The sequence below is a fragment of the Streptosporangium sandarakinum genome, assembly GCF_013409935.1.
Lineage (GTDB): Bacteria > Actinomycetota > Actinomycetes > Streptosporangiales > Streptosporangiaceae > Streptosporangium > Streptosporangium nondiastaticum.
The window spans coordinates 2,125,732-2,150,119 of sequence record NZ_JACCCO010000001.1 but is presented as its reverse complement, the minus strand read 5'-3'; the positions used below and the strand labels follow the sequence as shown (position 1 = coordinate 2,150,119).

19 protein-coding genes are annotated in these 24,388 nt (G+C 73.1%); 6 read left to right on the top strand and 13 right to left on the bottom strand.

Going from position 1 to position 24,388, the window contains the following annotated elements; genetic code table 11:
* Positions 1-133: 133 nt before the first annotated feature.
* Positions 134-4,444: a CHAT domain-containing protein gene (locus tag HDA43_RS09490; protein ID WP_179819363.1), complete on the top strand. Its 4,311-nt coding sequence runs from the start codon at positions 134-136 to the stop codon at positions 4,442-4,444.
* Between the two features lie 132 nt (positions 4,445-4,576).
* Positions 4,577-6,046 (top strand): aldehyde dehydrogenase (NADP(+)), encoded by a 1,470-nt coding sequence (locus HDA43_RS09485; RefSeq protein WP_218911666.1) that lies wholly within the window; start codon positions 4,577-4,579, stop codon positions 6,044-6,046.
* 64 nt (positions 6,047-6,110) lie between these two features.
* Here HDA43_RS09485 and HDA43_RS09480 read toward each other — a convergent pair whose 3' ends face one another.
* The 8 genes from HDA43_RS09480 to HDA43_RS09445 all read right to left on the bottom strand — a co-directional run bounded on the left by HDA43_RS09480 (position 6,111) and on the right by HDA43_RS09445 (position 15,777).
* Complete coding sequence (locus HDA43_RS09480; RefSeq protein WP_179819361.1) at positions 6,111-7,427, bottom strand: pectate lyase family protein; 1,317 nt, start codon at positions 7,425-7,427, stop codon at positions 6,111-6,113.
* 59 nt (positions 7,428-7,486) lie between these two features.
* A complete protein-coding gene (locus tag HDA43_RS09475) occupies positions 7,487-8,803 on the bottom strand; it encodes an ABC transporter substrate-binding protein (protein ID WP_179819360.1) in 1,317 nt (438 codons plus the stop codon).
* Between the two features lie 193 nt (positions 8,804-8,996).
* A complete protein-coding gene (locus HDA43_RS36360; RefSeq protein WP_312873141.1) occupies positions 8,997-11,045 on the bottom strand; it encodes a DUF6807 family protein in 2,049 nt (682 codons plus the stop codon).
* Positions 11,042-12,097, bottom strand: a complete 1,056-nt coding sequence (locus tag HDA43_RS09465) for a mandelate racemase/muconate lactonizing enzyme family protein (protein WP_376770497.1) — start codon at positions 12,095-12,097, stop codon at positions 11,042-11,044. Before HDA43_RS09465 ends, HDA43_RS36360 begins: the two co-directional genes overlap by 4 nt.
* A gap of 113 nt (positions 12,098-12,210) precedes the next feature.
* Entirely contained in the window at positions 12,211-13,086 is an 876-nt protein-coding gene (locus HDA43_RS09460; protein WP_179819358.1) for a 5-dehydro-4-deoxyglucarate dehydratase, read from the bottom strand.
* Positions 13,083-13,970: an NAD-dependent epimerase/dehydratase family protein gene (locus HDA43_RS09455; protein ID WP_179819357.1), complete on the bottom strand. Its 888-nt coding sequence runs from the start codon at positions 13,968-13,970 to the stop codon at positions 13,083-13,085. Before HDA43_RS09455 ends, HDA43_RS09460 begins: the two co-directional genes overlap by 4 nt.
* 5 nt (positions 13,971-13,975) lie before the next feature.
* Positions 13,976-14,860, bottom strand: a complete 885-nt coding sequence (locus HDA43_RS09450) for a carbohydrate ABC transporter permease (protein WP_179819356.1) — start codon at positions 14,858-14,860, stop codon at positions 13,976-13,978.
* Positions 14,857-15,777, bottom strand: coding sequence for a carbohydrate ABC transporter permease (locus HDA43_RS09445; protein WP_179819355.1), 921 nt, complete (start codon positions 15,775-15,777; stop codon positions 14,857-14,859). Before HDA43_RS09445 ends, HDA43_RS09450 begins: the two co-directional genes overlap by 4 nt.
* Before the next feature lie 259 nt (positions 15,778-16,036).
* Here HDA43_RS09445 and HDA43_RS09440 point away from each other — a divergent pair, with 259 nt between their 5' ends.
* The 3 genes from HDA43_RS09440 (at position 16,037) to HDA43_RS09430 (ending at position 18,385) form a co-directional block, all read left to right on the top strand.
* On the top strand, positions 16,037-17,017 hold the full coding sequence (locus tag HDA43_RS09440) for a LacI family DNA-binding transcriptional regulator (RefSeq protein ID WP_179819354.1): 981 nt from the start codon (positions 16,037-16,039) through the stop codon (positions 17,015-17,017).
* Positions 17,014-18,030, top strand: a complete 1,017-nt coding sequence (locus HDA43_RS09435; RefSeq protein WP_312873140.1) for an aldose epimerase family protein — start codon at positions 17,014-17,016, stop codon at positions 18,028-18,030. Before HDA43_RS09440 ends, HDA43_RS09435 begins: the two co-directional genes overlap by 4 nt.
* Positions 18,031-18,154: 124 nt before the next feature.
* Positions 18,155-18,385 (top strand): hypothetical protein, encoded by a 231-nt coding sequence (locus HDA43_RS09430; RefSeq protein ID WP_179819353.1) that lies wholly within the window; start codon positions 18,155-18,157, stop codon positions 18,383-18,385.
* Between the two features lie 57 nt (positions 18,386-18,442).
* Here the strand turns inward: HDA43_RS09430 and HDA43_RS09425 are convergent, their stop codons facing one another.
* Positions 18,443-19,081, bottom strand: a complete 639-nt coding sequence (locus HDA43_RS09425) for a LysE family translocator (protein ID WP_179819352.1) — start codon at positions 19,079-19,081, stop codon at positions 18,443-18,445.
* Between the two features lie 70 nt (positions 19,082-19,151).
* A complete protein-coding gene (locus tag HDA43_RS09420) occupies positions 19,152-20,093 on the bottom strand; it encodes a LysR family transcriptional regulator (RefSeq protein WP_179819351.1) in 942 nt (313 codons plus the stop codon).
* 75 nt (positions 20,094-20,168) lie between these two features.
* On the opposite strand from HDA43_RS09420, the gene HDA43_RS09415 reads away from it, so the two are divergent.
* Entirely contained in the window at positions 20,169-20,693 is a 525-nt protein-coding gene (locus tag HDA43_RS09415; RefSeq protein WP_179819350.1) for a cysteine dioxygenase family protein, read from the top strand.
* An 88-nt stretch (positions 20,694-20,781) separates the two neighbouring features.
* Here HDA43_RS09415 and HDA43_RS09410 read toward each other — a convergent pair whose 3' ends face one another.
* The 3 genes from HDA43_RS09410 to HDA43_RS09400 form a co-directional block, all read right to left on the bottom strand.
* Positions 20,782-21,546, bottom strand: coding sequence for a PspA/IM30 family protein (locus HDA43_RS09410; protein ID WP_179819349.1), 765 nt, complete (start codon positions 21,544-21,546; stop codon positions 20,782-20,784).
* Between the two features lie 165 nt (positions 21,547-21,711).
* Positions 21,712-22,473 carry a hypothetical protein gene (locus tag HDA43_RS09405; RefSeq protein WP_179819348.1) on the bottom strand — a complete coding sequence of 254 codons (762 nt, stop codon included), beginning with the start codon at positions 22,471-22,473 and terminating at the stop codon, positions 21,712-21,714.
* Positions 22,473-24,305: a substrate-binding and VWA domain-containing protein gene (locus tag HDA43_RS09400; RefSeq protein ID WP_246423932.1), complete on the bottom strand. Its 1,833-nt coding sequence runs from the start codon at positions 24,303-24,305 to the stop codon at positions 22,473-22,475. The genes HDA43_RS09405 and HDA43_RS09400 overlap by 1 nt, the downstream gene beginning before the upstream one ends.
* Positions 24,306-24,388: the final 83 nt, after the last annotated feature.

Sequence of the window (24,388 nt, the reverse complement as noted above, 5' to 3'; positions counted from 1 at the left end):
TGATCAGAGTGAGTCCGGAACGGTGGAACCCGGATGAGACGGTCCGTCGTCGGTCCACTGACGGCCGGCGCCGTTCTCCGGTCGGAGAGACGTCCGCGTCGTCGTGGGCGTGGGACGCGCTGCCGGAGGTGCCATGGACTTCCCCGCACAGGAGGACGCCGGGCCGGGCGCCCAGTCCTCTTCCGGATCCGGAGCGCCGGACGCCTGGTACCGGCGGGCTCTCGCCGAGGTGGACGACTACACGCGTACGGGAGATCTGGACGCCCTGCGCCGGGCGGCCGGCTCGGCGCGCCAGGTCGTGGAGAGCCTTCCGCCCGGTCATCCACATCGCGCCGAGGCCCTCTCCTTCCTGGGGAATCTGCTGGGAGCCCTGTTCGACCGGACCGGCGACATGCCGACGCTGGCCGCGGTGGCACGGGTGTGTCAGGAAGCGGTGGCGGCCGGTGACCCCCGCGAACCGGAGCACGCCGACCGGGTGGCCGCCCTCGGCAACGTCCTGCGGGCACTGGCCGACAGGACCGGGGACACACGGGTGCTCGCCGAGGCGGTGCGGTCGGGACGCGAGGCCGTCGCGGCGGCCCCGCCCGGTCATCCGAACCGGGCCGGGATCCTGTTCATCCTCGGGCTGACCCTCATGACGCTGTTCGAGCGGACCCACGAGCCGGGAGCACTGGAGGAGTCGGTGCGGGTGAACCGGGAGGCGATGGCCCTCGGTGACGCCCAGGAACCCGAACACGTGACGCGCCTGAACAACCTCGGCTACGCGCTGCGGATGCTGTTCGAGCACACCGGCGACGCGGAGACGCTGGACGAGGCGGTGCGGCTGGGACGCGAGGCCGTCACGACCGCTCCGCTCGACCACCCCGATCGGGCCATGATGCTGTCCAATCTCGGACTGGCCCTCGGCACATCGGCCTCCGGAAGGGCGACGGAACCGGAGGCCCTGGAGGAGGCGGTCCGGGTGCTCCGGGAGGCGGTGGCGGTGGGTGGCCCCCGGGACCCCCGTCACGCCGACCATCTCAACAACCTCGGGCTGTTCCTGCGGATGATGGCCGTGCGCACCGGCGACGCGGACACGCTGACCGAGGCGGTGCGGGTGGGCCGCGCCGCGCTGGAGTCGGTCCCCGCCGATCATCGCCACCGGGGCGCGTACGCCCACAACCTGGGGGCCGCCCTGTGGAGGCTGTTCGGGCGGAGCGGTGATATCGCCACGCTGGCGGAAGCCGAGCGGTTCATCCGGGAGGCGGTGGCGGCCACCCCGCCGGAGCATCCGGCCCATGCCCCGTACCTGCGGGGCCACGGGGTCGTACTGCGGGAACTGGCCGAGAGGACCGAGGACCTCCCCGTACTGACCGAGGCCGTCAAGGTGGCGCGGGACGTCGTGGCGGCGACTCCCCTCGAAGACCCCGACGGCCCGAGCGCCCGGGACCGTCTGGCGGGCGTTCTGACGCGCCTCTTCCAACGGACCGGTGACATCGGCGCACTCACCGAGGCGGTGCGGCCGGGACGCGCGGCCGTGGCGGCCACCCCGCGCTCCGACCCGGACTACGCCGTCCACCGGGTCAACCTCTCCACCATCCTGCAGGAGACGTTCATGGCGACCGGTGACCCGGCCGCGCTCGCCGAGGCCGTACGGCTGTCCCGGGAGACGGTGGCGACCGCTGATCCCGATGCCGCCGGGTACGTCATGGCACTCGCCGTCCTGGGCACCGGCCTGCGCCTCTCGGCCGAGCGGACCGGAGACCCGGAAACCCTGGCCGAGGCGGTCCGGACATCCCGCCGGGTGGTGGCGCTGACCCCGCCCGATGATCCCGCGCGGGCCGGATACCTCGACAACCTGGGAAGCGCCCTGCTGGCCGGGCGCGCGGAGGAGCCGGCCCCGCTGGAGGAGGCGGTGCGGGCGTTCCGGGAGGCCATCGCGGCCTCCGGCCCGGGCTCGGGCGTATACGCGATCGCCATGAACAACCTGGCGATCGGGCTGTCGCGCCTGTACGAGCGGACCGGTGACGTGGGAGCGCTGGAGGAGGCGGTGCGGTCCGCCCGGGAGACGGTGGCGTCCGTCTCACCCGGCGATCCCCACCGTCCCCTCTACCTGGGCACCCTCGGGCTGGCCCTGCACCGTCTGATCAGGCAGGCCGGTGACGCCGGGGTGCTGGACGAGGCGGTGTGGGCCGTACGGGAAGCCCTCGCGGCCTCGGCGCCCGACGCGCCCGGCCGTCCCGTCTGGTTGAACACCCTGGGACTTCTGCTGCGGCACATGTTCGAGCGGACCGAGGACCTCGCCGCACTGGAGGAGGCGATACGGACGTCCGGGGAGGCCGTCGCGGCCGCGCCGCCGGATCACCCCGACCGCGTCGTATATCTGAACAACCTCGGGCTCGCGCTGCACCAGTCGTCCCTCCGGGCGGAGAACGCCTCCGCGGCCGAGGAGGCGGTACGGATCCACCGGCAGGTCGCCGAGGCCGCTCCGTACGGTCATCCGCTTCGTCTCGCCGCGCTCAACAATCTCAGCGTCGCGCTGTGGGTCTCGTATCTGCGGTCCAGGGATCCGGCCGTGCTGGCCGAGACCATCGAGACGGCACGTGGCTTGGTCCGCGCCACCCCCGCCGACCACCTCCACCGCGCCATGTATCTCATCACCCTCGGACACGCGCTGCGAGCGCGGTTCCAGAACGAGGGCGACGAGGCCGCGCTCGCCGAGGCCCGGCGTGTCCTCGCCGAGGCGTCACGGTCCGCGATCGCCCCGGTCGTCCAGCGGATCCGGGCGAACCGGGGGCTGGGGGCGGCGGAGACCGCGGCGGGTGACGGCGCCGCCGCGCTCGCCGCGTACGAGGAGGCGATCGCTCTGCTGCCGCGGATGGCGCCGCGGCGGCTCGCGCGAATGGACCGCGAGAACGGCCTCGGCAGGGTGAACGGGCTGGCCGCGGAGGCGGCGTCCGCCGCTCTCCTGGCGGGGAGGCCGGCCCGCGCGGTGGAGCTGCTGGAACAGGTGCGCGGAGTGCTGCTGGGCGAGGCGATGGACGCCCGTGGCGACCTCAACGACCTACGGGTGCGGGAGCCGGAGCTCGCGGCCGAGTTCACCCGCCTCCGCGACGAGCTGGACGTCGTCGACCACGTCGACGCCGACGGGCCGGACACGGGGCTGCCGGGAGCGGGGATCGGGGACACGCGGGCAGGCGCCGGGACGCCCCCGTACGAGGCGGCCCGGCGGCTCGCCGAACGACGCGGACGGCTCGCGCTGGAGTGGGACGGACTGCTGGAGCGGGTGCGTGCAGTGCCGGGCTTCGAAAGGTTCCTGCTCGCGCCGTCCGTCGACGAACTGCGACGGCAGGCCGCCGACGGGCCGGTGGTGGTGGTGAGCGCGGGAGAGCACCGATGCGACGCTCTGATCCTCACGGACGACGCGGAGCGACCCGTGCGGACCGTGGAACTGCCGGGTCTCAACGGCGACCTGGTGACCGAGCAGGTCGTTCGTTTCACCGACGCCGTGGACGCCGTGACCTCCGGCGGCGGATCCATGAGGGAGCGGCTGCGAGGACAGCGGGAGATCCTCGCCGTTCTCGGCCGGCTCTGGGACGCGGTCGCCGAGCCCGTCATGTCGGAACTCGGGTTCACCGGCGATTCCGGGCGGGAGGAGGCGTTGCCGCGCCTTTGGTGGTGCCCCGTCGGCGACATGGCCTTCCTGCCCCTACACGCCGCCGGCCACCACGGTGACCTGCGACCGAAGGCGCGGCGAACGGTCCTGGACCGTGTCGTCTCCTCCTACACCCCGACGATCCGCGCTCTGCGCCATGCGCGCCGCGAACACCAGGCACCCCTCTCGCCTGCCTGCGACGAGCCGGTGGGGGCACTCGTCGTGGCGATGCCCGAGACCCCGCAGGCCCACAGGCTGCCGGGTGCCGACGCGGAGGCGGCCCGCCTGGGCGAGCTCCTGCCCGGCAGTCGCGTCCTCATCGGCTCGGAGGCCACCTACGACGCGGTCCTGGAGACGCTGCCGCGGCACCGCGTCGCGCACTTCTCCTGCCACGGGGTCAGCGACCGGAACACCCCCGCCGCCAGCAGGCTGCTGCTGCACGACCACGCCACCAGACCGCTCACCGTCCCTGACATCTCACGGTTGAGACTTCCCGCGGCCGAACTGGCCTATCTGTCGGCGTGCAGCACCACCAGGAGCAACCAGCGTCTCGCCGACGAGGCCGTGCACATCACCTCGGCCTTCCAGCTCGCCGGATACCGCGGGGTCATCGGCACGCTGTGGCCCATCGACGACACCGTCGCCGTCCGGATGGCCGATGACGTCTACACCCGGCTCACCGAGGGCGGCAGGAGCGCACCGCGCACGGATCGGGCGGCTCACGCGCTGCACGACGCCGTCCGCCGGCTTCGCGAGGACTATCCCGCCAGTCCCGCCCTGTGGGCCGCGCACATCCACGCCGGAATCTGAGAGACCGTTCCATGCCATGAGCACAACCCTCTGTAAAATATTACCCCCTGTTGGGGAAAGCGCTTACCGTAAGAGAGTGGTTCTCGCGTGCCCCCGCGGGGGCGCTTCACGGTGATGAAAGGTTGCTCCGCGTTGATCCACTCATATGACCCCCGGACCGGCGAGTCCTTCGGCGATCCCTTCCCCCTGACCTCCGACGAGGAGGTGGACGCCGCCGTCCGCGCCGCGCACGCCGCCGCCCCCGCCTGGCGGGCCGCCGACCGGGCCGCGGTGCTCGAAGCGGTCGCCGACGCGCTGGAGGCGAACATCGAGGAGCTGTGGCGGGCCGCCGACGCGGAGACCGCGCTCGGCGAGGTACGGCTGCGCGGCGAGGTCGGCCGGGCCGCCGGGCAGTTCCGGCTCTTCGCCCGGGTCCTGCGTGACGGCGCCCACGTCGAGGCGGTGATCGACCACGCCAGGACCGAGCCGCCCACCCCCGACCTGCGCCGCATGAACCACCCGCTGCCCGGCGTGGTCGGCGTGTTCGCGGCGAGCAACTTCCCCTTCGCGTTCTCGGTCGCCGGCGGCGACACCGCCTCGGCCCTGGCCGCCGGCTGCCCGGTGGTGGTCAAGGCACACGACGGGCACCCCCGCACCTCCGAGCTGTCCCACCGGATCATCCAGGGCGCCCTGCCCGACCCCGCGCTCCTCGGCCTGGTCCGGGGGCTGGACGCCGGCAAGGCCCTGGCGCGGCACCCCGAAGTGGTGGCGGTCGGTTTCACCGGGTCCATCCCCGGCGGCAAGGCCATCCAGGCGCTCATCGACGAGCGGCCCGACCCGATCCCGTTCTACGGCGAGCTGGGCAGCGTCAACCCGGTGGTCGTCCTGCCCTCCGCCCTGTCCCCTGACCACCGCAAGGGACTCGCGGCGGGGTTCGCCGCCTCGCTCACCCTCGGTGTCGGCCAGTTCTGCACCAACCCGGGCCTGATGTTCGTGCCCGACGACGCCGAGCTGCTGAAGTCCGTCGCCGAGGCGGTCGCCGCCACCGCCGGCGGGCCGATGCTGACCGAGCGGATGCGGGGCGGGTTCCTGCACGGGCTGGAGCGGCTGGGCGCGCTGACCCCGCTCGCCCAGGGACGGCCCGGCGAGGGCGCGTTCGCGGTGACGCCCCAGGTGTTCACCACCGACCTGGCGACATTCGCCGAGGCCCTGCCCGGCATCGCCGAGGAGTGCTTCGGCCCGGCCGCGATCGTGGTCACCTACGCCGACCCCGCCGAGCTGCCCGCCGTACTGGAGCGGCTGGACGGGGCGCTCACCGCCACCGTCCACGCGGACGACCCGGCGGAGGCCCGCGAGGTCGCCGAGGTGCTGCTCGGGAAGGCCGGGCGGCTGATCTGGAACGGCTGGCCCACCGGGGTCGCGGTGAGCTGGGCGATGCACCACGGCGGCCCCTGGCCCGCCAGCACCGCCCCCGCCCACACCTCGGTCGGCGCCGCCGCGATCAGCCGCTGGCTGACGCCCACCTCCTACCAGGACTGGCCGGCCGAGCTGCTCCCGCCCGAGCTGCGCGACGACAACCCCCTCGGCGTCCCGCGCCGCGTCGACGGCGTCCTGTCCGCCTGACGGCCGGCACGCGCGGGGCCCCGGCCCGCCGTACGCGGACCGGGGCCCCGGCTCCCTGAGCGGATCAGCGCACGCGGCCCGCGCCCGCGCGCTGCGACACCGACAGCCGGACCGACTCCGCCGGGTCGATCCCGGTGTGCAGGGTCGGGGTCCAGCCCGCGTCGGAGCCGAGGTCGGGGTCGTGGGCGGCGTTGTAGACCGCGACGAGGTCGATCGGGGAGACCTTGCCGCCTACCCGCAGCACGTTGCCGCGGGCGGTGAGGGCGGTGCCGCCCCAGTCGTGGAGCAGCGACGCCGGGTTCACCGCGCGGCCGAGCCGGAAGAAGTTGTTCTCCGCGAAGATCTGCGATCCGACGCCCACGCCCAGCGCGTACTCGAAGCCCGAGTCGCTCGGCACCTCGTAGTGGTTGTTGTAGACGTGCACCTGCCCGAAGCGGACCCGGGGCAGCCGCTGGAGCGTGTTCCTGAAGTGGTTGTGGTGGACGGTGACCTTGAGCTTGCCCGAGTCGGTGGCCGGGTTGTTGGTCGAGCCGATCAGCATCGTCTTGTCGTGGTCGGTGAACCGGTTCCACGACGCCGTCACGTAGTTGGAGCCCGAAGTGATGTCGAGCTGCCCGTCGTGGACCTGGTAGGGCCGCCCGAAGTACAGCGGCTGGCCGGAGTCGGGGTTGTCGCCGTCGGTGAAGGTGTTGTGGTCGGCCCACACGTGCGTGGAGCCGGTCACCGAGATGCTGTCGTAGAGGGAGTTCCAGTTGCCCTCGTCGCCGTCGGTGGGGTCCCACTGCGGGAAGCAGTCGGCGGTGTCCTCGAAGGTGATGTTGCGGATGATGACGTTGTCGGCCTTGTCGACGTGCAGGTTGACGCCGCGGATGACGGCGTTCCCGCCCAGGCCGACGATGGTGGTGTCGGAGGGGACCTTGAGCTTGATGTCCGCGGTCTGCCGGGCCGCGGAGGCGGCGCGGGCCTCCTCCTGCGGTCCGGACGGCTCGGTGTCCCGGCCCCACACCGCGGGGTCGTAGGCCGAGAGGTAGGCCTCCAGGGAGTAGCCGCCGGTCACGTAGTCGGCGCAGGTCCTGTCCGGCTCGATGGTCCCCGAGACGTAGATGATCCTCGGTCCCGGAGAGGCGAGCGCGGCGGCCAGCCCGGCGCGGGTGGTGACCGTATGGACGTTCCCGACGGGGGCGGCGGCGCCGCCGGTGGTGCCCGTCCCCTCGGCGGCCCAGCCGTCGCCTCCGGGAAGGGTCTGCCGGCCGAGGTCGGCGCCGTGGCCGTGGCCGGACGCGGTGGCCGGGGCGGCGGGGCCGGGGACCGCCGCCAGCGCGGGCGGGGCGGCCAGGGCCGCCAGGGACAACAGGGCGGTGAGGGTGGCCGTCCGTTTCATGAAGTTCCTCCGCAGGTCAGGTGAGGGGGAAGGAAGGGGAGGAAGGGCCCGGCGCCGGGTCAGCCGCCGTTGCGCTGCTTGTAGGCGGTCTGGGCCTCGGTCAGCTTGGCCGCGAGGGTGTCCAGGAACTCCTTGGCGGTCAGGCTGCCCTGCAGGACCTTCTGGAACTCCGGCTCCGCGTCGGTCTTGGTGATCGCGTTGAACTCGGGCAGGTAGTAGGGCATCTGCACGACCTTGGTGCCCGGGTCGTTGAGCACCTTGACCGCCGCGGAGACGTGCTGCAGACCCTGGATCCACGGCTCGTCGTTGACCTCGGTGTTGGCCGGCAGCACGCCGGTCTTCTCGGCCCAGTGGCTGTTCATCGCCTTGGAGGCGGCGAACTCGGCGAACCGGTAGGCGGCGTCCTTGTTCTCGCCGTTCGCGAACAGGCCGATCCCGGCGACCGGGTTGGACACGACCGTCCGGACGCCGCTGTCGGACATCGGCACCGGCATGGCCGCCACCTTGTCCTTGCCGAGCGCCTTGACGTGGTTGTTGTACGACCCGAGGTTGTGCTGCATGACCGCGACGGTGCCGCCGTCGAACTGGGCGACCATCTTCACGTAGTCGTTGTTGATGTCGGCCTGGGGGGTGACCTTGTCGTAGAGGCCGGTCAGCTTCTCCAGGGCGGCCACGTTCCTCGGGTCGTTGACCGTCGCCTTGCCGGAGGAGTCGAAGATCTCGGTGATGCCCGACTGGCCGTAGATCACCTCCATCATCTGCGCGATCGAGCCCGCGCCGCCGCGGATGGTGAAGCCGTAGCGGTTCTTGGACTTGTCGGTCAGCTTCTCGGCGGCGGTGAAGAACTCGTCCCAGGACTTGGGCTCCTCCAGCCCGGCCTCCTTGAACCAGTCGGTCCGGTACCAGAAGACGCCCATGTTGGTGGACATCGGCATCATGTAGGTCTTGCCGTCGGGCACGGTCGCCTTGACGGTGTTCACCACCTGCTCGTTCAGCCTGCCGTTCAGCGCCCCGCCGGAGATCCGGGTGTCCAGCGGGTCGAGCGCCTTCTGCGCCACGAGGCTGGCCAGCATCGCCGTGGTGACGCCGCCGACGTCGGGCAGGCCGCCGCCCGCGATGGCGGTGTCGTACTTCTGCTGCACCTGGGCGATCGGGATGCCGACGTACTTCACCTTGATCTTCGGGTTCGCCTTCTGGAATTCGTCGATGATGTGCTGCCACACCGGGGTGCGGGCGGGGCCGCCGTTGTCGTCCCAGAAGGTGATCGTGGTGGTGCCGTCGGAGGACGTGGCGTCGTCCGTGCCGCACGCGGCCAGACCGGAACCGAGCATGAGCGCGGTGGCGACGATCGCCAGGCGCTTCGAGCGTGCAGTCATTGCTCCCTGCCTTTCAGTGTCTGTCCCCCGACATCGCTGTGACGTTGGCGCCACCGGAGGGCCGGCGGCGTGAGATCCTCCCTGTCGTTCCGGCGGACCGGGCACGACCCGCCGGAGGCGCGTCGGAGACCCGCCCGCGCGGGTCTCTCCCGGCTGCGGTGGTCCCGGGGGCCGGGCCCGTCGCGGCCGGAGGTCATGTCATGGCCTTCTCCGCCAGCGCCGCGGCGGTGACGCGGCCCAGCCGCCCGTCCGCGACGACGGTGACGACCCTGCGGGCCAGGACTTCCTCGATGACCAGCGGTTTCTCCCAGGCGAGCGCGGGGCCCACCCCCGGGTACTCGGCGGTGCGGACGAACCAGGGGTCCGACCGCTGGGCGAAGACCAGGGTCCAGCCGGGGGACGCCAGGGCGAGCCAGGGGGCGGTGGAGCCGTGCACGCGCTCCTCGCCCTCGGCGTCCTCGGTGAAGACCTCGCGGTCGGCGGTCCGTCCCGGCGCCCGCCAGAAGAAGCCGCCGTAGCCGGCCCCGGCCCTGCCCTTGGTGGCCGAGCTGCGGACCGCGAGCGGCGCGCCGGTGAGGTTCGTCAGCGTGAAGGAGAAGTCGAGCGCCCAGCAGCCGTCGAGCTCCACCGCCCGGACCTCGCGTTCCTCCCTGGCGATCTCCGTTCCGCCGGGCCCGCGCCAGGACAGCGTCTCGGTGAAGCCCGCCGGGTCGTGCCGGAGGAAGGCCAGGTGGTGCTGGGAGCCGTGGTCGCCGAGCCAGGCCGGTCCGCGGTCGCGGACGTAGGTGCGCCCGCCCCAGAAGTTGCCGCCGCCCAGGTCGGACACGGCGACGCTCACCCCCAGGTGGTGCACGTGGTCGGCGGGGGCGAACTCGGTGACGACGGTCCCGCTCAGCGTCCGCACGGGGTGCAGGTAGGGGCGGGGCGACGACGTAACCGGCAGCCGGGGCCGGATCACGTACTCGGCCACCCGCACCCCGCCGACGTCGAGGCCCACGGCGGAGCCGGCCGTGTCGGCCGAGCCGGTGGCCGGGCCGGACGCGGGGGTGGCCGCGGCCCCGGCGGGCACGATCGCGGCGGGCGCGGGTACGGGCCCAGACGCGGGCGCGGACACGGGTACGGGCACGGACACGGACGCGGGCACGGGCGGCGCGACGGCGTCCAGGGCCCACGGCACGCCCAGCTCCGAGTACAGCGCCATGCGTTCCGCGCTCGCCGCCGTGATCCCGGCGATCCCGGGAAGCACGCGCTGCTCCGCGCCGACCTCCTGGAAGGCGTCGGGGATCACCCGGGGCTCGGGCGCGAGCCGTACCGCCTCCAGGACCCGCATGAACCCGGCGGTCCGCTCCAGCGGGACCAGCAGGTCAGCCCCGCCGCGGATGTGCGCGACCAGGTTCTCCAGCAGGTCGGCCCGGGGGTGCGTCGCCGACGCGCCGCCGAACTCGACGCGGTCCTCGGTGTAGGTGAGCCTGATCCGCCCGGTCTCACCGTGCACGATCAGGTACGGCTCGTGCCGCCGGTCGGCGCACAGCGACACGGCCACCGTGATCGTCGTCCCGTCGTCCATCCGCAGCCGCGCGGACGAGGTGTCGTCCGCCTCGATCGCGTTGGCGCGGTAGAGCTCCACCTCGACCGACTCGACCTCCGCGCCGGAGACGGCGATCGCGGTCGCCACGGCGTGCGCCAGCGGGTTGGTGAGCACGCCGTCCACCACGTCGACGCCATCGACCCGCCGCTTCCCGGCCCACGGCACCCGCGAGTAGTAGGAGTGGGGGCGCGCCCACGCGCCCGCCGCGCCGATTCCGGTGACCCGGCCGATCGCCCCGTCGCGGACCAGCTTCCGCACCGCCGGGACCGCCTCGGACCCGAGGCTCTGGAAGCCCACCTGGCAGGCCAGCCCGGTCTCCCGGACGGCGGCGGCGATCCGCTCGTAGCCGTCGTAGGCGGCGGCGGGCGGCTTCTCCAGCAGCAGGTGCGCCCCGGCGCGCAGCGCCCTGACCGCGAGGTCGGCGTGGGTGTGGATCGGCGTGCACAGGATCGCCGCCTCGGCGCCGGTCCGCCCGATCAGCTCCACCAGGTCGCCGGAGAACGTGACCCCGTCGGGCAGTCCCTCGACCGGCCGCACGTCGCACACCCCGGCGAGCTCGACCGTCCCGGCGGCGGACAGGCGCCTCAGGTTCTCCATGTGCCACCAGCCGTGCCCGTGGGCGCCGGCCAGCACGACCCTGACCGGTTCCGTCACGGCGCCCTCCAGTTCAGTCCCAGGCCGCGGTGGTCCCCGGCGCGCAACTCGCCCGCCTTCACCGAGACCGGGTACGGCTCGTCGATCAGGCCGAGCGCGGCGAAGGAGGCGTCCTCGACCTCCTCGGCCATGCACGGCAGCGGCAGGGCCAGGGCGAGCTGGCCGGAGATCTCCGGCAGCAGGTGCGGGTAGACCGGCACGCCGAACGCCCTGGCCAGCTCGGCGATCCGCAGCAGCGGGGTGATCCCGCCGACCCGGACCACGTTCGGCTGGACGATGTCGCAGGCCCCGGCGGCGAGCAGGTCCCGGAAGTCGTGGATGGAGTAGGCGCTCTCACCGACGGCGATCGGCACGTCCACGCACGAGCGCAGCCGGGCCTGGCCTGTCACGTCGTCGGCGGGCAGCGGCTCCTCCACCCAGTGCAGGTCGTAGTGCGACAGCGCCGCGATCGCCCGCCGCGCCCTCGGCAGGTCCCAGCGCTGGTTGGCGTCGACCATGAGGAGCGTGTCCGGGCCGATCACCTCGCGCACCGCCGCGACCCGCGCCACGTCCTCCAGCAGCGCGTCGCGGCCCACCTTGACCTTGACCGCCGGGTGGCCCGCCGCGCGCCACCGCCTCGCCTGCGCGACGAGCTCCTCCAGCGAGTAGTGCAGGTTGACGCCGCTGCCGTACACCGGGACGCTGTCGCGCCGCCGGCCGAGCGTCTCGACCAGTCCGCCGGGCCCGCAGCGCAGGTCCCACAGCGCCAGGTCCACCCCGGCCAGCGCGATCGTGGTCAGGCCGCCGCCGCCGGCCTCCCGCAGGTGCCGCCACAGCCGGTCCCACACGACCTCCGGGTGCGGCTCGCACCCGATGACGGCCTCGCGGATCTCGTGGTCCAGCAGCGCCCGTACGGCGTGCGCCCCGATCTGCGGCGTCCAGGAGAAGCCCCGCCCGGTCCGGCCGTCCGACAGGGTCAGCTCCACGACGATCACGTGGTTGGCGGGCACGTCGGGGCCCCACGGGCGGGGCAGGGCCACGGTCCGCAGCGTCGTGGACAGGCCGGTGACCACCGGCCGCCCGCCGCCGGCCGGGGTCCCACCGGCCGGGGCGCCCGTTCCCGCCCCGCCGTCCGGCCCGTCCGGCCCGTCCGTCCGTGTCCCGGAGCCGGACGGCGCGTCGCCGGTCATCGGCCCTCCACCAGGGCGAGCCCGGTCGTGACCAGCTTGGTGAGCTCCTCCAGGTGCTCGGCGGACGGCTCGACCAGCGGCGGCCGGACCGTGCCGACGTCCAGCCCCCGGTACCGCACCCCGGCCTTGACCAGCGACACCGCGTATCCCGGGACCTTGCCCCGCAGCCGCACCAGCGGTGCGTAGAACTCCCTGATCAGCCGCTCGTCGCCGTTGAGGTAGGCGGTGGCGATCTCCGGGGCGAAGCAGAACACCGCGCTGGAGTAGAGGTCCACGCCGATGGCCCGGTAGGCGGGCATGGTCAGCTCGGCCGTGGGCAGCCCGTTGAAGAACAGGAAGTCCGGCCGCTCCTCCCGCACCGCCAGCACCGTGCGCTGCATGAGGTCGATGTCGCCGAGGCCGTCCTTGATGCCGGCGACGCCCGGGATCCGGGACAGCTCGACGGCCTGCTCCGGGGTCAGCACCACCGAGCCGCGCTGGTAGACGATCACCGGGAGCACCTCGGCGACCGCCGTCACGTAGGCCGCGTAGCCCTCGCGCGGGCCGTTCGTCAGGTAGGGCGGCATGAGCAGCAGCCCGTCGGCGCCGGCCTCCCGGGCCGCCCGCGCCTGGGCGAGCGCGGCGCCGATCGGTCCGCCCGCCCCGGCCAGCACCGGTACCCGCCCGCCCGCGGTCTCGACGGCGACCCGCACCGCGCGGGCGTGCTCCGCCTCCGACAGGGCGGAGAACTCGCCGGTCCCGCAGGCCACGAAGACCCCGCCCGGAGAGTGCGCGAGGCCGCGCCGCAGGTGCTCGGCCAGCACGTCCTCGGCCAGGGAGTCGTCCGGCCCGAACGGCGTGACGGGGAAGAACAGCACTCCGCTGAGGTTCATCGGGACTCTCCGATCTCTGTGCGCCAACTGTGTTTGGCCTGCCAGCCGAGCAGTCGTCCGGCCTTGGCGGAGGAGAAGGCGGGGGAGGAGCCGGTCAGCCCGGCGGCGAACCCCGCCGTGGCGGGGTTGAGCCGGGGCAGCAGTTCCGCCAGGGGCTCGCGGGCCAGCGCGTCGGCCGCGCTCGCGAAGAACACCTCGCCCGACGGCAGCTCCGGAAGGCGGTCCAGCAGGGTCAGCACCAGGTCCGAGGCGTCGCGGGCGTCGACGTAGTTGAACAGCGACGTCCCGGCCAGCTCGGACCGGTCCAGCCGTTCGACGATCGTGTGCCCGGACTGGGTGGGCGCGCCCGCCCACTCCTCGGGGGCGACGACGAAGCAGGGCCGCACGGCCGCGAACCTCGTGGGCGACCGGCGCGCGAAGGAGGTCATCACCTGCTCGGCGACCAGCTTCGACAGGCTGTAGGCGTTCCCCGGGGCGACCGGGTGGTCCTCGTCGATCGGCAGGTAGGACGGCTTCCAGCCCGGCGCGCCGTACCCGATGACCGTGGGGCTGCTGGCCACCACGACCCGCTCGGCGCCGACGCCGCAGGCGGCCTCGCACACGTTGAACGCGAGCTGGGTGTTGACCCGGAAGGTGAAGGCGTCGGTCCGGCTGAACGGGGTGGCGATCGCCGCCAGGTGGACCACGGCGTCCGGGCGGAAGCGCGTCATCACCTCGAACGCCTCGCCGAGGTCGGTCAGGTCGGCCGGGAGCGTCTCGGCGGCGTCGGCGGGGGTGCCGGGCACGGTGTCCACGCCGATCACCTCGTGACCCGCCTCGGCGAGCGCGGTGACCACGCTGCGGCCGAACCGGCCGGCGCTTCCGGTGACAAGAGTGCGAACCACAGAGGTCATCCCTTCACCGCGCCGGCGGACATGCCCTGCACGAGGTAGCGCTGGATGACGGCGAAGACCAGGACGACGGGCACGGCGGCGACGACGCCGCCCGCGGCCAGCGCGCCGAAGTCGACGCTGAACTCGCCCAGCGAGTAGGCGAGACCGACCGGCACCGTGAACTTCTCCTGCTCGTTGACGAACATCAGCGCGAACAGGAAGTTGTTCCAGCTGTGGATGAAGGCGAAGGAACCGACCGCCACCAGCGCCGGGCGCAGCAGCGGCAGCACCACGGCGAAGAAGGCGCGCAGCCGGCCGCAGCCGTCCACCCACGCGGCCTGCTCCAGCTCCACCGGCACGTTCCGGATGAAACCGCTGATCAGGATGAGCGAGAGCGGGAGCTGGAAGACGGTCTCGGCGATCACCAGGCTCCACAGCGAGTTGACCAGGCCGAGGGTTCGGAAGATCTCGAACAGCGGGATCAGCATCATCGCGCCGGGGATGAACTGCGTGCAGAGCATCCCGAGCATGAACGCCTTCTTGCCGCGGAAGTCGTACCGGGCCAGGGCGTAGCCGCCGGCCAGCGCGATCACCGTGGTCATGACCAGCGAGGCGACGCCGACCATCAGGCTGTTCCTGAAGAAGACCGCGAACCCGAGCTCGTTCCAGACGGTCTCGAAGTTGTCGAAGGTGATCGGCCAGGGCAGCAGCGAGGTCGATCCCCGGGGCCGGACGGCGAAGACCAGCATCCAGTAGAAGGGGACCAGGGTGAACAGGAGGTAGAGGCCGAGCGGGACCCAGATCTGCCAGCGGCTGACCCGCATCCTCTCCCGGCGCTTCGTGCCCCCGGGCGCCGTCACGGGGCCGGGGAGACGTGGCCGTGCGGCCGTCTGGACGGTCATGACTTGGCTCCGAACTTGCTCAGTCGCAGGTAGGCGATCGAGAAGAAGGTCAGGATGAGGAAGGCGGCGGTGGTCAGCGCCGAGCCGTACCCGAAGTCGTGGGACTGCGCGGCCTTGCTCGCCACGTACAGCGGCAGCGTGGTCGTCGCGTGCGCCGGGCCGCCGCCGGTCAGCGTGTACAGCAGGTCGACGTTGTTGAACTCCCACACGCAGCGCAGCAGCGTGGACAGGATGATCGCGTCCTTGAGGTGCGGCAGCGTGACGTGCAGGAAGCGCCTGCCGCGTGAGGCGCCGTCCACCGAGGCCGCCTCGTACAGCTCCCTGGGGATGCTCTGCAGGTCGGCCAGGAGCAGGATCGCGAAGAACGGCACCCCGCGCCACAGCTCGGCCAGGACCGCCGCCCAGAACACGGTGCCGGGGTGGGCCAGCGGGGCGGCGCCGTACTCGATGAGCCCCAGGTCGGCGAGGTAGCGGGACACACCGGTGGTGGGGTTGTAGAGCAGCACCCAGATCCCGGTGGTCAGCACCCCGGACACGGCCCAGGGGGAGAACACCAGCGCCCGCGACAGTCCCCGGCCGACGAAGGTCTCGTTCACGATCAGCGCCAGGATGAGGCCGAACACCAGCTGCAGCCCCACCTCGACGCCGACCCACCGGGCGCTGAAGCCGAGGCTCTGCCAGAACAGCGGGTCCTCGAACAGCAGCCGCCGGAAGTTGTCCAGGCCGGCGAAGCCGTTGTCCCACGGTTTGGTGACGTTGTAGTTCTGCAGGCTGTAGTAGATGACGCTGGCCATCGGGTAGACCAGGAAACCGACCATCGCGATCACCGCGGGGGCGATCAGCAGGTAGGGGGTCCGCGCCGCGCCGCGCGGCCGGCGCATCCGATGGTTCGCCGTGGAGGCCGTGGAGATTGCCATGACCGGCGACTCCTTCGTGTTCGACGGGGGGATTCGGCGTCGCGAGCTGCAACCGGTTGCATGAAACATGGCGGACATCTGTTCGCAACGTCAAGGGCTCAATTTGGTAAACCGATCTCCACCAGCGACTTTTCCCGTATTTTCCGAAGAGGGGTCGATGCAACCGGTGCCATGCCGCCGCGGAGGGCCCAATCCGGTGCCGTTGACAGCTCTGCAACCGTTTGCACTAATGTGCACGAGAGCGCGATGAAGGAGCACAGTGACAGCGACGATCAGGGACGTGGCGCGGGCATCGGGAGTCCATGTCTCCACGGTCTCCCGCACCTTCTCGGCACCCCACCTGGTCAACGCCGAGACGCGCAACCGGGTGCTGGCCGTCGCCGAGGACCTCGGCTACCGGCCCAACAGGGCCGCCCGCGCCCTCACCACGGGCCGCACCCACAACATCGGCCTGATCGTGGCCGACATCTCCAACCCGTTCTTCCCCCCGCTGATCAAGGCCGCCCAGGCGCACGCCAGGACCCGCGACTACCACGTGTTCGTGGCCGACACCGACGAGGACCCGCAGGTGGAGGAGGAGCTGATCCAGACCCTCACCAAGCAGGTGGACGGGGTGCTGCTGTGCAGCCCCCGCCTGTCCAACCGGGTCATCGAGCGCCTGCACGCCGACGTGCCGTTCGTCGTGGTGAACCGGCGGATCAAGGGGATGCCGACCATACTGATGGACGTCGCCCAGGGCGCCCGGCTCGCGATCGAGCACCTGACCGGGCTGGGCCACCGCAGGCTGGCCCTGGCCGCCGGGCCGAGCGGCTCGTGGACCAGCGGGCAGATGCGCGAGGCCGCCGCCGCCGCGGCCGCCGCCTCCGGCGCCGAACTGGTGATCCTCGGCCCGAACGCGCCCACCGAGCAGGGCGGCCTCGCCGTCGCCGCCGAAGTGGTCGCCTCCGGCGCGACCGGCGTGCTCACCTACAACGACCTGGTCGCCATCGGGCTCATCGAGGGCCTGTACGAGAGGGGCGTGCGGGTCCCCGACGACGTCAGCGTGGTCGGCGTCGACGACACCCTCTCCGGGCGGCTGAACCGGCCGAAGCTGACCACCGTCGCCATGCCGACGTCCGCCGCCGGGCGGATCGCGGTCGACCTGCTGCTGCAGTCCGTCGGCGACGGCGGGACTTCCACCCTGACCACCCTGGAGACCCGACTGGTCGTCCGGGAATCCACAGGAGAGGCGCGATCGTGAACGTCGAAGCCAGACGGGACGGGGAGACCGCGGCGGCCGGGAACGAGGCCGGGCCGCGCCGGGTGTTCGGGATCACGCCGGACGGGGAGGAGGTCGAGCGGCACACGCTGGAGAACGGCCGGATGCGCGCGTCGGTGCTCACCTACGGCGCCGTCCTGCAGTCGCTGGAGGTCTCCGGGGTCGGCGTCGTGCTCGGCTGCGACACCCTGGACGACTACCTGACGCGCAGCCGCTACTTCGGCGCCGTCGTCGGCCGGTACGGCAACCGCATCGCGGGCGGCCGGTTCACCCTCGACGGCGTCACCCACCGGCTGCCGCTCAACAACGGCCCCAACAGCCTGCACGGCGGGCCCGGCGGCTTCTCCCAGCGCGTGTGGCGGGTGGCCGAGGTCTCCCCGGCGGCGGTGACGCTCACCTACGTCAGCCCCGACGGACAGGAGGGCTACCCGGGCACGCTGACCGTCTCGCTCACCTACACGCTGACCGGGGACGCGCTCCGGCTCGACTACCGCGCGACGACCGACGCGCCGACCGTGCTGAACCTGACCAACCACTCCTACTTCAACCTCGCCGGCGGCGGCGACGTCCTGGACCACGTGGTCCGCATCGACGCCGCCCGCTACCTGCCGGTCGACGCCACGCAGATCCCGACCGGCGAGCTCGCCCCGGTGGCCGGCACGCCGTTCGACTTCACCGTCCCGCACCGGATCGGGGACCGCGTCGGCGACCCGCTGCTGGGCGGCGGCTACGACCACTGCTACGTCCTGGACGGCGGCATCGAGGTCACCGACCCGGCGAGCGGCCTGACCATGGAGGTCACCACCACCGAGCCCGGCGTGCAGTTCTACACCGCCAACCTCCTCGACGGCGTCGCCACGCCGTACGGCAGGCACGCCGGGCTCTGCCTGGAGACCCAGCACTTCCCCGACTCGCCGAACCAGGAGCACTTCCCCTCGACGGTGCTGCGGCCCGGCGAGGAGTTCGCCTCCACCACCGTCTACCGCTTCCGCTGACCGACCCGACCCGACCCGGCCCGGCCACCGGGCCCGTACGGCGCGGCGGTCCGGGGTATGAATCCCGGCGGGAACGCGGCCCGCGGGGACTCCGCCGGCCGCTCGTCTTTCTCGGGGGGCCGCCATGACCGTCTACACCCTGTCGATCATCGAGGGGGAGGCCGGCCGGGACGCGGTCGGCACGGAGCTCTTCTCGGCCGGCTGCCCGGTCCACTTCAGCCAGCTCGACCCCTTCACGCTGACGTGGCTGTCGGAGAACGGGTACGAGGAGCCGAACCGGCACGTCCTCGTCACCCCGGCCGGCCGGGAGCCTGCCGCGCTCAACGTCGTCGCCTCCCGCGAGGTGGACCTCTGACTCCGGGCGGCGGGGGTACGGCTTCGGCTTCGGACGGCGAGCGTGGAGCCGGACCCGTCAGACGGCGTGGGCCTGGCCGGTGAGCGCGGCGGTGGCCCCGAGACCCAGGTAGACGACGCCGCTGCCGGTGTCCAGCCGGCGGCGGGCGCGGGCCGAGCCGCGCAGCCGGCCCGCCATGGCCGAGGCCAGCAGGGCGTAGGCGCCGTCGCTGGCGACGCCGAGGAGGATCCAGATCACGCCCAGCAGCATGATCTGCGGAGCGACCGCCCCCCGCGCGGGGTCGGTGAACTGCGGCAGGAACGCCAGGAAGAAGATGGCGGTCTTCGGGTTGAGCACGTTGACCACGAAACCCTCCCAGAACAGCCGGGAGCGGGAGGCGACCGGCGGCGCGGCGGCGTCGAGGCCGCCGGAGCGGGTCATGAGCCTGCGCACCCCCAGCCAGACCAGGTAGGCCGCGCCGAGATACTTGACCACCGCGAACGCGGTCGCCGAGGCGGCGAGCAGGGCGCTGACCCCCAGCGCCGCGGCGGCCACGTGCACCACCGATCCCAGGTGGACGCCGAGCACCGACACCATCCCGGCGCTCCGGCCCTGGGTGACGCTGCGGGTCACGATGTAGAGGACCGCGGGGCCCGGCACGAGCAGCAGGGCGAGCGTCGCGGCGACGAAGAGGGCGAGAGTGGTCGGGTCCGGCATACCCGGATCGTAGAACGGCGGGTCACGCCGCCGCCGCCGGTTTTCCCGGCCCAGGACCGGGGGGAGCGCGTCAGACCGAGGCGGTGAGCGCCTCCAGCAGCGCGGCGGTGGCCGGGGGGAGGGGCGGCTCGCCGTACGTGGCGACGTGGATGTGACGGACCGAGCCGGGCAGTTCGGCCACGCCGACGGCGGGGTGGCGGTGCGCCCTCAGGGCGAGACCCGGCAGCACCGTCACCCCCATCCCGGCGACGACCAGCGCCTGGACGGCCACGACGTCGTCGGTGGTGAAGGCGATCTCCGGCTCGAAGCCCGCCCGGGCGCACAGGTCCACCAGGTGGACGCGGCAGCGCTCGCAGCCGCCGATCCACCGGGCGCCTCGGTGCGCGGCCAGGCCGCCGGCGGGCGGGGGAGCGACGTCCGTGGGCGCGCCGGTTCCGGGCGCGGCGTTCCCGGACGCGGCGGCGCCGGAACCGATCGGGGCGGAGGCCGCGGTGACCAGGTAGCTCGGGTCGTCCAGCAGGTGCAGCAGCCGGACGCCGTCCTCCTCGGGGGCGGTGCAGTCGTAGTGGAAGACCACCGCCGCGTCCACGTGGCCCCCGCGCAGCATGCGCAGAGCCTCCGGCGGCTCGGTCTCGGTCAGGCGCAGCTCCAGGCCGGGGTGCCGCCGGGCCAGCAGGGAGACGGCCGCCGGCACGAACGTGCCGAGCGCCGAGGGGAAGGCCGCCAGCCTGACCCGGCCCGCCCGCAGCCCCACGTGCGCCGACAGTTCGGCGGCCGCCGAGTCGACGCGGCCGACGATCTCGACGGCCCGTTCGGCCAGCAGCCGGCCGGTCTCGGTGAGCCGGACGCCCCGGCCCACCCGCTGGACGAGCTTGGCGCCCGTCTCGGCCTCCAGCCGGGCCAGGTGGTGGCTGACCGAGGGCTGGGAGTAGTGCAGCTCCCGCGCCGCGGCGGTGACGGAGCCGTGTCTGGCGACCGCGGCGAGCACACGAAGCCGCACGATATCCAGCATTTATCAACAATATCTATGAATTACCGGGAAATAAGGCATTAGACGGATGAGTTTCCGCCCCGCACGCTGAAGGGCATGGAGACCACCGTCATCACCCGGCCCGGCCTCGCGGAACTCGTCGAGGGGACCCGCGGGCTGGTCGCGAAGTCCATGAGCCCGCGCGAGACCGCCTTCGCCGTCGCGGACCTGCTGCGCGAGCGGCTGCCGGCGCCCGGGATCCTCACCGAGGAGGAGCGGGCGGGAGACCCGGACCGCTACGTCACCCACGTCCTGCACACCGAGGCGGACCTCTCGGTCGTCGCCATCGTCTGGCGGCCCGGTCAGGAGACCGTGATCCACGACCACGTCGCCTGGTGCGTGTTCGGCGTGCTGCAGGGCGTGGAGTACGAGACGCTCTACCGCCTCGACGGCGACCACCTCACCGAGATCGGCCGTACGGCGAACCGGACCGGCGAGGTCAGCGGCTTCGCCCCGCCCGGCGACATCCACCGGGTCCGCAACATCGGGGACGGCACCGCCATCTCGCTCCACATCTACGGCGCGGACCTCGGCGACACCCCGACCAGCGTCCGCCGCGTCTACGACCTGCCGGTCCGCTGACCCCGCCGCGCCCGCCCGCGCGGCACGGCATCGGCCGCGGCTCCGGGCCGGACGGGTCCGCCGGGACCGGCCGGCCGTACGGCGCGGGTCAGGGAGCGGGGTCGGGGGGCTCGTTCCGGCCGGGCTTCCGCTCCAGGGCCAGGCTCTCCCTGATGGCTTCCAGCCGGGCCGCGCCCTCCACGTCGATGGCGGCGCGCTCGACCTCGATCATCCTGGCCTCGACGGAGCCGGCGGTCAGCTCGGCCTCGCCGAGGGCGCGGGCGTAGCGCTTCTCGATCTTCTCGCGGACCTCGTCCATGGTGGGGACGTCACCGGCCGGGGCGAGACCGGACAGGTCGGCCATGGCCCGGTTGAGCCGCTCCTGCATCTTCGCCTGGTCGAGCTGCGACAGCAGCCGCATCCGTTCGGCGATCTTCCGCTGCAGGGCCATGGCGTTGGTCTCGACCGCCGCCCGTGCCTGGGCGGAGGACTGCCGGGCCCGCTCGTGCAGGAGACGGGCCTCCTGCAGAGCCGTCTCCGCCGCCACCAGCCGGGTGGCGAAGGCGCGGGCGGAGTCCTCGTAGGAGGCGGCCTTGCGCTCGTCGCCCGCGGCCCTGGCCTGCTCGGCCAGCAGCACCGCCTGGCGGGCGTTGGCCTGGAGCCGCTCGGTCTCCTCCAGCGCGCGGGTGAGCCTCATCTGCAGCTCGTGCTCGTTGCCGATGACCGCGGCGGCCTGCTGGGACAGCAACCGGTGCTGCTCCTTGGCCTCCTCGACGGCCTGCTCGATCTGGACCCGCGGATCGGACAGCTCGCTCAGCCGGCCGGACAGGGCGAAGACCAGGTAGCGCCACGCCCGGCGGATGACTGTGATCATGGGGGGCTCCTTAACGATCCTCACCGGGCCGCGGCGGTCCGGCGCGTCTCGGGGATCGGCGTGTCCGGTGGGTTCGGTGGGTTCGATGGGCTCGGTGTGTCCTGTGGATCGGCGCGTCCGGCGGGTTCGTTGCGGCTCGGGGACCCGGTGCGCCCGGTGCGTCGCTCATGGGTCCGGCGCGTCCCGCGGGCCCAGCGCGTCGCGGGTGATCCGTTCGGTCTCGTGCAGGCCCCGCCGGACCCCTTCGAGACCGTCGGCCAGCTCGTCGAGGACCCGTGCCGGCCCCAGGGAACCGGTCGCGGGCATCGCCGCCAGCTCCACCACCCGGGCGACGAGCCCCTCGATGCCGATCGCGCTCGACTCCATCCGGGTGAGCACCTGGTTCCTGGTCTCGGTCAGCCGGTCGGCCACCGCCCGCTGGGCGGCCAGCGAGCCGAGGGCGCGGCCGATGTCGTCGACCACGTCCCCGCGGGCCCGCCGCAGCTCCTCCGTCAGGCGCGCGTGCTCGCGGTCGAGCCGGCCGCGGTCGAACCGCGCGAGCGCCGCCCCGGTGCGGGAGGCGTGCTCGGCCAGGCGTTCCAGCGTGGCCAGCGAGTCCTCGACCCGGGGCCGCATCAGCGTGATCCGCCCGGCCAGCGGGCCGGTCTCCAGCGAGGCGCTCAGCTCGCCGAAGTCCCGGGCCGCCGCGGCGGCCCGGTCCAGCCAGTACGCCTCCCCGCTGCCCTCGGCGACGGCCGGCGCCGTACGGCCCGCTCCCCGCCCCTGCGCCGCGGCGACGCCCGCCTTGACCAGCCAGACGGTCACCCCGACGAAGGCGGCGGCGGCCGGGTGCACGTCGACGGCCCAGGCGGCTCCGCCGGCGGTCGCGCCGAGCAGCAGCCCCCAGGGATCGCGGAGTTCCTCGATGAGGCGGGACGTCGGGGACATCAGAAGTTGGATATCACCGCAGTGAACACCTGGTCGATACTCCCCGCCTCGCGGGAGTCGTACGCGGCCGCGTCGGTCGCCTCGGAGATCTTCCTGAGCACGTCGAGGTCGGCGTCCTGGCCGTAGGCGATGGTGAACATCCGCACCGACTCCCGGCCGGTCTCGGCGCGCAGGGCGGGCAGCAGGTTCTCCAGGGAGACGCCGTCGACGTCCTCGTTCTTGCCGTCGGTCAGGAAGACCACCGCGTTGATCGCGTCGTCGTCGTGCCGGCCGAGCACGTCCCGGTAGGCGGCGAGCGCGGTGTCGTAGAGGCCGGTCCCGCCGTCGGGGGTCAGGCCGGCCAGCCGTTCCCGCAGTTCCTTGAGCCGCCCGGCGTCCGCGGCGCGGATCGGGGCCAGCTCCAGGTGGTCCCGGGGGCCGTCCCGCCCGGTGGAGAACATCCACAGCCCGACCCGGTCGTGCGGGCCGAACTGCGACAGCGCGGCGGACGCCGCCTGCCTGGCCAGGTCCAGCTTGGTCCCGCCGGTGCCGGCCACCGTGGCGCCCATCGAGCCCGAGACGTCGATCACCATGAGCACGTTCGCGGGCCTGCGCAGGTCGGCCCAGCCGGCGAGCACCCGGTCCAGCACGTTGGGGGCGGGCGGGTTCAGCGTCGCCTTCGGCTCGGCGGGCAGCAGCCCGTTCGCCTCGGTGATCAGCTTTCCGGGCCTGCCGTCGTGCGACCGGAAGGCGGCGGCGGCGAACCGCTCCTGCTGTTCCGGTGCCCGCAGGTACGCCAGGAAATCGGCCGCCACCGCGCGCCTGGCGTCGTCCACCCACGGCGCGGTCAGCACGGCGTAGGGGTTGTCGGAGTAGAGCGTGCCCTCCTTGGGGTAGATCGCGACCAGCGGGACCTTCGGCCTGGCGTGCCGGCCCAGCGTCGCGGGGTCGCCGGTCGGGTTGCCCTGGTTGTAGTCCCAGACCGACTTCTCCTCCACGGCCACCGCGGAGATGTAGCCGAGCCCCGCCCCGGCGTCGTCGGCCCGCTGCAGGTTCGACAGGAAGGTCAGCGTGGTGTCGCCGTAGTGGACGATCGAGCGCTCCACCCCCCGCACGAACTCCCTGGTCCGCCGGTCGGCGACGTTCTTCTCCGTCAGGTCGCCGGACAGGCCGGTGGCGGCGAAGTAGGCGCCGATGGTGGCGTTCAGGCCGCTGGTGGAGAAGTTCGGGTTGGTCTTGCCCAGGCGGAAGGCCCCCCACTCCGGGTGGCCGTGACCGGCCCAGGAGCCGGTGGACAGGTCGAGCAGGTCGGACCAGCCGAGCTTCTTGCCCGGCCAGCCCAGCGCCTCGGCCATCGGCTTGGGCATCGCGACGACCAGCGGCGTCTTGGCGATCGAGGGATTCTCCAGGGCGACCGGAGCGCCGGCGTCGGACGCGGTGGCGCGCTGCCGGAGCAGCGTGACCCAGCCGCTGCTCGCCGGGGACCAGACGTCGGGGCGGGGGCCGTCCCGGCGCTCGTCCCAGCCGCGGGCCAGCGCCAGCATCGCGCCGCCGCTGGCCACGTTCTCGACGACCACGTCGGCGCAGCGCCCGCCGACCTTCCGGCCGCTGTAGCGGTCCGCCATCTCCCGCAGCAGCCCGGCCTTCTCCGGTGAGGCCGCCACGGTCAGCGTGGTCTTCTCGCCGTCGCATCGCCCGGCGGGCCCGGCGCTGTGCCCGGTGTCCCCGGCCGCGTCGCCCGGCCCCCTGCTCCCGACGTAGAGCCGCAGGCCGACGATCATCGCTCCGGCGAGGATGACCGCGATGATGAACGGGGCGAAGTTCCTGCGCCGTCGTGGCGGCTGCTGGTACAACCCTGCCTCCCGGGGGGTGTCGGTATATGTCCGACGAACGAGCCCCCGCCGAAGTTCGCCGCCGCGGCGATCTAAGGCGGCCC

Bases quoted from the DNA above. Each gene is read 5' to 3' on its own strand.
- HDA43_RS09490 (WP_179819363.1), top strand. From the start codon at position 134: ATGGACTTCCCCGCACAGGAGGACGCCGGGCCGGGCGCCCAGTCCTCT.
- HDA43_RS09480 (WP_179819361.1), bottom strand. From the start codon at position 7,427: ATGAAACGGACGGCCACCCTCACCGCCCTGTTGTCCCTGGCGGCCCTG.
- HDA43_RS09475 (WP_179819360.1), bottom strand. From the start codon at position 8,803: ATGACTGCACGCTCGAAGCGCCTGGCGATCGTCGCCACCGCGCTCATG.
- HDA43_RS09460 (WP_179819358.1), bottom strand. From the start codon at position 13,086: ATGAACCTCAGCGGAGTGCTGTTCTTCCCCGTCACGCCGTTCGGGCCG.
- HDA43_RS09450 (WP_179819356.1), bottom strand. From the start codon at position 14,860: ATGACCGTCCAGACGGCCGCACGGCCACGTCTCCCCGGCCCCGTGACG.
- HDA43_RS09445 (WP_179819355.1), bottom strand. From the start codon at position 15,777: ATGGCAATCTCCACGGCCTCCACGGCGAACCATCGGATGCGCCGGCCG.
- HDA43_RS09430 (WP_179819353.1), top strand. From the start codon at position 18,155: ATGACCGTCTACACCCTGTCGATCATCGAGGGGGAGGCCGGCCGGGAC.
- HDA43_RS09425 (WP_179819352.1), bottom strand. From the start codon at position 19,081: ATGCCGGACCCGACCACTCTCGCCCTCTTCGTCGCCGCGACGCTCGCC.
- HDA43_RS09420 (WP_179819351.1), bottom strand. From the start codon at position 20,093: ATGCTGGATATCGTGCGGCTTCGTGTGCTCGCCGCGGTCGCCAGACAC.
- HDA43_RS09415 (WP_179819350.1), top strand. From the start codon at position 20,169: ATGGAGACCACCGTCATCACCCGGCCCGGCCTCGCGGAACTCGTCGAG.
- HDA43_RS09410 (WP_179819349.1), bottom strand. From the start codon at position 21,546: ATGATCACAGTCATCCGCCGGGCGTGGCGCTACCTGGTCTTCGCCCTG.
- HDA43_RS09405 (WP_179819348.1), bottom strand. From the start codon at position 22,473: ATGTCCCCGACGTCCCGCCTCATCGAGGAACTCCGCGATCCCTGGGGG.